Consider the following 6,222-nt stretch of genomic DNA (forward strand, 5'->3'; position numbering starts at 1 on the left):
GTTGATTTAGGGTGCAACGATCCACTGCGGAATATCCGCAGCATTTATGCAATCGATTGCGTAACTGGCTCTGCATTGAGCAACACCATCCATTTTTTGGGCTTGATCCGTGCGGAAATAGCCCATAGCGTTCCTGCAATCGATTGCAGTCTATCGGCAGGTTTGATGAGCGTCACGCTCAAAGATGTGGCACAGGCGGCCCGCGTTTCGGTCAGTACCGCCTCGCGCGCACTGACTGGAACCGGCTTGACCAGCGAGCGCACGCAGCAGCGCCTGACGCGTATCGCGCGTGAGCTCGGCTATCGGCCGAACCCCATCGCGCGCGGGCTGAAGACCGGACAATCGAGGCTCGTCGCGCTTCTCGTGCACAACCTCACCAACGCCTCGTTCCAGGTGATGGCCGAAGTGGTGCAGGCGCGCCTGAAGGCGCTGGGTTATCAGATGCTTCTGTGCATCGGCGGCGACGATGCGCAGCAGGAGAGCGACACCCTCACGACGCTGGTCGACCATCGCATCGACGGGCTGATCGTCGTCCCCACCGGCAAGAACGGCCCGCAGCTCAAGGCTTTGGCGAAGGATGTTCCGATCGTCTGCCTGGTGCGGCGCGACGACGCAACCGATCTCGAGACCGTGCTCGCCGACGATCCGCAGGGCGCCTATCTCGGCACGCGTCACCTGATCGAGCTCGGCCACAAGCGCATCGGATTGATCGTGGGCCGCCAGGACACCACGTCCGGCCGCGAGCGGCTGTCCGGCTATGTCCGCGCGCTGCGCGAAGCCGGCATCACCAGGGACGACACATTGATTCATGCGGGCCATTTCGTGCCCGAGACCGGTGCGACGGGCTGCCGCAAGCTGCTGGACCTCCCGCGCCCGCCGAGTGCGATCTTCGTGGCCAACCACGAGGCAACGCTCGGCGTGCTGCGCGTGACGGCGGAGCGGAACATCGCGATCCCCGACGATCTCTCGCTGCTCTGCTACGAGGACATGCCGTGGTTCGAATGGCATCGGCCCGCCATCAGCATCGTCGACAACGGCGCGCGCGATCTCGCCAATCTCGCCGTCGACCGCTTGCTGCATCGCATGGATGCGAAGGGCAATGGCAATGACGGCGTTCGCGAATATCGCGTCGGCGCCCGGCTGATCAAGCGCGACTCCTGCCGCCGGCTCGACACCCCGATTTCCGCCAGATCCACGAAGCCCACATCCTCCCCGTCCAAATCGTCTGCGGCCAGGTCGGCCGCGTCCAAGTCGTCTGCGGCCAAGCCCGCGAAGGTCTGATCGATGCCCTATGTCGAAGTGCTCGCCCCGCAAGTCCCAAACCAGCGCAAGGCCGCGCTGGCGCGGTCCGTGACCGACGGCCTGATGTCGGCCTTCGGCGTCACCGCTGATACGGTCACGCTCTATTTCCTGAACATTGCGCCCGATGACTACGCCCATGCCGGCGCGTTCGGCGCTCAAGATACCGGACAGCGCATCCTGCTCAAGGTGCACGCGTTTCGCCGCAGCGAGGCCGAGCGCCGCGCCGCCGCCATCGCGCTGACCCGCGGCGTATGCAGCGCCTATGGCGTGCCCGGCGACGACGTCGCGGTCTATTTCATCGATCGCGACCGCAGCGAGGTCTCCCACGATTCCAAGCTCGCCAGCGACTGACGGGAGCCGCGCGCCATGGACCGCTTCTACTCTCAAGACCAGAAGGCCCTGCGCGAGACAGCGCGCCGCTTCGCGGAAGCAGAGATCCTCCCGCGCGCCGCCACGATCGACCGCGAGGACCGTTTCGACCGTACGCTCTACAAGGGCATGGCCGATCTCGGACTGTTCGGCATCTGCCTGCGCGAAGGCGCTGGAGGCGCAGGGCTCGATGCGGTCGCGGCCTGCATCGCGATGGAGGAGCTGGCGCGATGCTCCGGCGCAATCGCCAATGCCTTCGCGATCCCCGTCGAGGCGGTGTTGTTCTTCGACCATCACGGCACCGACGCGCACAAGGCGCTGATCCCCAAAATTCTCAGCGGCGACATTATTCCCGCGACCGCCGTCTCGGAGCCCGACCACGGCTCCGACGTCGCCGGCATCCGCACTAATGCGGTGCGCGACGGCAACGGCTGGCGGCTCAATGGCACCAAGGCCTGGGTCACGCTCGGCGGCGTCGCCGATCGCATCATGGTGTTCGCGCGCACCGGCGCGGATGCGGGCCATCGCGCCATCTCCTGCCTGCTGGTCGACGGCGCCCTGCCCGGCATCGCCCGCGGCAAGAACGAAGAGCTTCTCGGCATGCACGGCCTTGAAGACTGCCAGATCACCTTCTCCGACGTCCAGCTGCCGGCGGACAGCGTGATGGGGACGGAGAACCAGGCCTTCAAGATGGCCATGAGCAATTTCAACTTCAGCCGGCTGATGATGGCCTCGATGGCGCTCGGCATGGCGCAGGCCGCCTTCGAGGACGCCACCGCCTATGCCCGCGACCGCAAGCAGTTCGGCCAGGCCATCATCGGCTTCCAGGCGGTTCAGTTCATGCTCGCGGACATGTCGACCGACATCGCCGCCGCGCGGCTTCTGATCCATCACGCCGCGCGCCTGCACGATGCCGGCGAGCCGATCGCCAAGGAAGCCGCGCAGGCCAAGCTGTTCACGACCGACATGGCGATGAAGCACGTCTCCAACGCGCTCCAGATCCACGGCGGCAACGGCTATTCGCGCGAGTACCGCATCGAGCGGCTGTTCCGCGACGTGCGCCTCGCCCAGATCTACGAGGGCACCAACCAGATCCAGCGGCTGATCATCGCCCGCCAGGTCGAGAAGGAGGCCGCGTGATGCGGGGCGTGCAGTCATGCTGAGCATCATCACCGCGGCAGAGGCCGCTGGTTTGATCCGCGATGCCGACACGCTGATTGTCGGCGGCAATGGCGGCACGGGAGCAGCCGAGGCCATCCTCGATGCGCTGGAGCAGCGCTTCCTCGGTGGCCATGGCCCGCACAATCTGACGCTGATCAACATCACCGGCGTCGGCGCCGTGACCGAGAAGGGCCTCTGCCATCTCGCCCATGAAGGCCTGATCGCACGCGTGATCGGCGGCAATTTCGGCCTCCAGGTGCCGTTCATGCGCCTCGTCCGCGACGAGCTGATCGACGCCTACAATTTTCCGCAAGGCGTGATGAGCCAGCTCTGCCGCGCCATGGCGGCGAAACATCCCGGTGTGCTCACCCATGTCGGGCTCAACACCTACATGGACCCCCGCCAGGACGGCGGCCGCATGAACAAGCGCACCACCGCGCCGCTGGTCGATTTGCTCGAACTGCACGGCCAGTCCTGGCTGCTCTACCGCGTCCCCGCTCCGCCCGACGTCGCCATCATCCGCGGCACCTCGGCCGACGAGGACGGCTATATCAGCATGGAGCACGAGGGCACGACGCGCGAGGATCTCTCGATCGCGCAGGCCGTGCACAATGCCGGCGGCACCGTGATCTGCCAGGTCAAGCGGATCGTGAAGCGCGGCTCGATCCATCCGCAGATGGTGAAGATTCCGGGATTCCTGATCGACCACGTCGTGCTCGAGCCCGAGCAGATGCAGACCTACGGCACCGCCTATGATCCGGCGCGCTGCGGCGAAACACGTGTGCCCGTGGCGATGATCACACCCGATCCGCTGACCGAGCGGCGGGTGATCGCCCGCCGCGCCGCCTTCGAGCTGCGCCCGCGCGACGTCGTCAATCTCGGCGTCGGCATTTCCGCGATGATCCCCAATGTCGCCGCCGAGGAAGGCATTTCGGACCTGATCACGCTGACGGTGGAATCCGGCGTGGTCGGCGGCGTGCCGGGCCATGCGCGCGAATTCGGCACGGCAATCAATCCGCGCGTCATCCTCGACCAGGCCTATCAGTTCGACTTCTACGACGGCGGCGGCCTCTCCTGCGCCTTCCTCTCCTTCGCCGAAGTCGACGAGATGGGCAACGTCAACGTCACCCGCTTCGGCGATCGCCGTGACGGCTCCGGCGGCTTCATCGACATCACGCAGAACGCCAAGCGATTGATCTTCAGTGGCACCATGACTGGCGGCAAGTTCGACATCGGCGTCGAGAACGGGCGCCTCGCGATCCGGCGCGACGGCGCCTTCCGCAAGTTTGTGCCGCAGGTCGGCCAGATCAGCTTCAGTGCCTCGCTCGCCGCGCAGCGCGGCCAGCACGTCAGCTATGTCACCGAGCGGGCCGTGTTCGAGCTGGAGAATGGCAGCATGACCTTGACCGAGATCGCGCCGGGCGCTCGCCTGGAGGAGGACATCCTCGCCCATATGGGCTTCAGGCCGCGCATCAGTCCGCAACTGAAGGACATGGATCCGCGCATCTTCCGCTCCGGGCCCATGGGCATCGCGCAGAGCTTCAAGGCCCTGCCGGCGCGGCCGCGCAAGGTCGCCTGAGGGATTCGGCATGGAGATCAGCGCCCCGATCAATCTCCGTTACGAGGACATCGCGCTCGGCGCGGAGTTCGAGACCGCCGTGCACACCGTGACGGAGGCCGAGATCGCAGTCTTCGCCGACGTCACGCGCGACCATCACCCACTTCACGTCGATGCCGGCTATGCGAAGTCGCGCGGCTTTCCCGCGGTGATCGGCCACGGGCTGTTCGGCCTGTCGCTGATGGAAGGACTGAAGTCGGAGCTGAAGCTGTACGAGGAGACCTCGGTCGCCTCGCTCGGCTGGGACGAGGTGCGGTTCAAGGCGCCGATCGTCGCCGGCGATGTCTTGCGCGTCCGCTTCCGCTTCGTCGAGAAGCGGCCGACCCGGAATCCCGCGCGCGGCATCGTCATCGAGACGCTCGAGCTCCTCAACCAGCGCGACGAGGTGGTGACGGCGGCCCGCCACACCTCGCTGATCCTGACCCGGCAGGCCGAGCGCGACGCGACGGCGGCCATTTGACGAGACAATGAAGAAGACGTCGGACCGGAGAACGGCTCCTCTGCCACCCACGATTTGATCGGAGTATTCAGATGCGATTTCCCAAGACCTTCTCCGCCCTCGCCCTGCTGATCGGCCTGTCCCAGGCGGCCGGCGCCCAGACCTGCACGCCGAAGGTGCCGGCATCGAGCCTGATCGAAGCGCCGAAATGGCAGATGTCGATCAACCCGACGCTGCCGCCGCAGCAATTCGTCGACGACAAGGGCGAGCTGCAGGGCCTCAATGTCGAGCTCGCCCGCGAGATCGCCAAGCGCATCTGCGTCGAGCCGGTGTTCCTGCGCATGGACTTCCCGCCGATGATCCCGGCGCTGCGCTCGGGTCGCTTCGACGCCATCAACACCGGCCTGTTCTGGACCGAGGAGCGCTCGAAGATGCTCTACCTCGTGCCTTATGCGCAGCAGGCGATCAGCATCTACACCGACCCCTCCTCCAGCCTGAAGCTGGAGAAGTTCGAGGATCTCGCCGGCCGCGTCGTGGGCGTGGAATCTGCGACCTACACCGAACGCAAGGCGCGCGAGTTCAGCACCGAGATGGTCGCCAAGGGCCTCAAGCCGGTCGAGCTGCGCACCTTCACCACCGTCACCGCCACCTCGGCGGCGCTGCGTGCCGGCCAGCTCGAGGCTGCGCTCAACATCAACGAGACCGCCAACTCGCTCGAACAGAAGGGCATCGCAAAGATCTGGGTCCGCGACATCGCCGGCACCGACATCACCTTCGCCTTCCGCGACAAGCTGCTGGCCCAGGCCGTCGCCGATGCGCTCACCGCGATCCGCGCCGACGGTACCTATGACAAGCTGTTCGACAAGTTCGGCATGACCAAGCTGAAGGCCACGACATTCGCCATCCGCGGCGACGGACCGACGAACTGAGGACAGAGATCGCCTACCCGTAAACAACGACGGTACCAGTCCCGTCATCCTGAGAGCCTGACCGAAAAAGGTGAGCGGCTTAAGCGGGCCTGTGATTCCTTCGGATTTGCAAAGATTCGAGGGAGGACACCATGCCGTGGACCAAAGCCGCTCGTATCAAGTATCAGCGCAGTGGACTGCGTTACACAAGTGATCTGACCGATGCAGAGTGGGCGTTGATCTCCCGGAAGATGCCGCCGCGACGGCGATTGGGCCGGCCGCGGGAGGTTAATCTGCGCGAGATCGTGCAGGCGATCTTCTATATTCTGTCGAGCGGCTGCCAGTGGCGAGCCTTGCCGAAGGAGTTCCCGCCATACTCGACGGTTCAGGGCTATTTTTACGCTTGGCGCGACACGGGTAGATGG

The 6,222-nt window shown here is 65.4% G+C and carries 8 protein-coding genes; 7 read left to right on the forward strand and 1 reads right to left on the reverse strand.

The features are described from left to right. Positions 1 to 44 precede the first annotated feature (44 nt). Complete coding sequence (locus BM118_RS41270; protein ID WP_177233891.1) at positions 45 to 263, reverse strand: hypothetical protein; 219 nt, start codon at positions 261 to 263, stop codon at positions 45 to 47. Here BM118_RS41270 and BM118_RS08955 point away from each other — a divergent pair. The 7 genes from BM118_RS08955 to BM118_RS08985 form a co-directional block, all read left to right on the forward strand. Continuing rightward, positions 166 to 1,281, forward strand: coding sequence for a LacI family DNA-binding transcriptional regulator (locus BM118_RS08955; protein ID WP_092184118.1), 1,116 nt, complete (start codon positions 166 to 168; stop codon positions 1,279 to 1,281). The genes BM118_RS41270 and BM118_RS08955 overlap by 98 nt on opposite strands. Before the next feature lie 3 nt (positions 1,282 to 1,284). Further along, positions 1,285 to 1,653 (forward strand): tautomerase family protein, encoded by a 369-nt coding sequence (locus BM118_RS08960; protein WP_092184120.1) that lies wholly within the window; start codon positions 1,285 to 1,287, stop codon positions 1,651 to 1,653. 15 nt (positions 1,654 to 1,668) lie between these two features. Continuing rightward, positions 1,669 to 2,811, forward strand: coding sequence for an acyl-CoA dehydrogenase family protein (locus BM118_RS08965; RefSeq protein WP_092184122.1), 1,143 nt, complete (start codon positions 1,669 to 1,671; stop codon positions 2,809 to 2,811). Positions 2,812 to 2,827: 16 nt separating this feature from the next. Next, on the forward strand, positions 2,828 to 4,411 hold the full coding sequence (locus BM118_RS08970) for an acyl CoA:acetate/3-ketoacid CoA transferase (RefSeq protein ID WP_092184124.1): 1,584 nt from the start codon (positions 2,828 to 2,830) through the stop codon (positions 4,409 to 4,411). Between the two features lie 10 nt (positions 4,412 to 4,421). After that, positions 4,422 to 4,910 (forward strand): MaoC family dehydratase, encoded by a 489-nt coding sequence (locus tag BM118_RS08975; protein WP_092184126.1) that lies wholly within the window; start codon positions 4,422 to 4,424, stop codon positions 4,908 to 4,910. Between the two features lie 71 nt (positions 4,911 to 4,981). Then, positions 4,982 to 5,818 carry an ABC transporter substrate-binding protein gene (locus tag BM118_RS08980; RefSeq protein WP_092184128.1) on the forward strand — a complete coding sequence of 279 codons (837 nt, stop codon included), beginning with the start codon at positions 4,982 to 4,984 and terminating at the stop codon, positions 5,816 to 5,818. Between the two features lie 131 nt (positions 5,819 to 5,949). Further along, a partial coding sequence (locus tag BM118_RS08985) for a transposase (protein WP_143099449.1) occupies positions 5,950 to 6,222 on the forward strand: 273 nt, incomplete at its 3' end.

The sequence above is a fragment of the Bradyrhizobium sp. cf659 genome, assembly GCF_900113725.1.
Classification (GTDB): Bacteria; Pseudomonadota; Alphaproteobacteria; order Rhizobiales; family Xanthobacteraceae; genus Bradyrhizobium.